Raw genomic sequence first — 1652 nt, forward strand, 5'->3', positions numbered from 1 at the left:
AGCCTCGATCCACCGGTCCGGCTTGAGTGAGCGTGCTCGCTGATTTCTGAGCGGTGTTGTGGTGGTGGGCGCGGCGAAGCTGTCGGCCTTGCTGCCGATGGTGTTCCGTCATCTTCGGGGCCGGGTGGCTGGTGGTCAGGTGGGGATGGTTTGCGGTGGTCCGCAGGCTGCCGCGAATGCGGCTGTCCACCCGGTTTCCCACGGCCAGCTGGCCGGTAGGTGCAGAAGGATTTTCCGGGCTGAGGTGGAGATTCGTGCGGGGATATTGATGAGTTTGCGGCGGATGGTGCCGCTGCGCGCTTTGCCCAGATCTGTGCTGGCGAGCGAACCCACGGCTCGGGATAGGTTGAACGCGATCGTGGCCAGCACGAGCCAGGCCGCGTTGGCCGTGAAGACACCGGAGGGCAGATGAGCCAACGCGCTGTCCTTGAGGTCGGCATTGATCTGCTCGATGATCGCGTGCTGGCGATGGGTTTGATCGGCCGTGACGGTGTCCAGATCACTGGTTGTGAAGAACGCGTGAAAGCGGTGTGTGTCGAAGAGCGTTGGTTGTCCCTCGCCTGCTTTCTGGTTCAGTTCGGGGATGCGCCGCACGACCAGTCGGCCTTCGAGGCGTTCGGATTTCTTGCGTGAACTGAACGCGGTGAAAGGGATTTCGGCGACCTCGGCCGATGAAATCCAGGCACCGCTTTCCTCGTCTCGGATCGCGTCGGTGTAATTGATCGTGGTCCACTGATCGGCGGTGATCGTGGCGATCGCGCGTTTGACGGCGGGGTCCATCCGAGCGGTGATGGACACTTTCGCCCCCGCGCGATTCGCGGCGGCGACGACAGCATGGCCATAGAACGCGCTATCTGCGCGCAGCAGCACGACGCCGGTCGCCGCCGTGCTGCGGAGGCGCTTCACGGTGGCGAGGGTGTCACCGACGAACTTGCCCGCGCCGCGGGGAGAGCCCGTTGATCCTTTCCGCAGCCGGGACCCGATGATGATCGGTGCCGCCTTCGGCGTGGAAACGATGCCGATCAGGGCGTTCAACCCGCGGACTCCGGAGTAGCCGTAGCCGGAACCTTGCTTCTGATATCCGTGGACTTCTTTGATGGTGTCGTCGATATCGATCAACGCGTAGTCGTCGATCCCGGCGACGATTGGGGTGTGGGCGGCCAGGTTGACCAGCCATCGACAAGCGACGGCGTCGAGCTGACGGACGTGACCAAACGTGAACGCGCGGAGGAACGATCCCAGCGTCGAGGGGGCGTAGGTTCCGATGAAGAGTTTCTTCATGCCGCCGTGCCGCAGCAGGGCCATGTCATCAATCGAGTCGGCCCCGGCGAGCATTCCCGCGACCAACGCGGTGACTTTCAATCCGGCGTTCGCGCCGAAGTAGCCGGGCAAGCTCAGCCGGGCATCGGCAAGCTCCCCGAGACCGGTTTTCACCGCCAACGCCAACGCGGGGATGAGGCCTGCGGCCGACACGAGATTTGTGTCGTCGAAGGTGGCGGACAAGCGGTTCGAAGTATGGAAAAGTTGCATCTACGAGGTGCCTCTCGAATCGGTCAAATTGAACCCTAAGTAAGTTCTATTTTTCCTGATCCGATAGGCATTCTCGGTTTAACGCGCCGCTACAACCTCAACTCGACCGGTGGATCGAGGCT

1 protein-coding gene is annotated in these 1652 nt (G+C 62.5%); it reads right to left on the reverse strand.

What is annotated here, in order from left to right; translation table 11 throughout:
* Positions 1-135: 135 nt before the first annotated feature.
* Entirely contained in the window at positions 136-1530 is a 1395-nt protein-coding gene (locus D6T64_RS00025; protein WP_119970225.1) for an IS1380 family transposase, read from the reverse strand.
* Positions 1531-1652: the final 122 nt, after the last annotated feature.

The organism is Cryobacterium melibiosiphilum, from assembly GCF_003602235.1.
Classification (GTDB): domain Bacteria; phylum Actinomycetota; class Actinomycetes; order Actinomycetales; family Microbacteriaceae; genus Cryobacterium; species Cryobacterium melibiosiphilum.

Coding starts and splice junctions, on each gene's coding strand:
- D6T64_RS00025 (WP_119970225.1), bottom strand. CDS start 1,530: ATGCAACTTTTCCATACTTCGAACCGCTTGTCCGCCACCTTCGACGAC.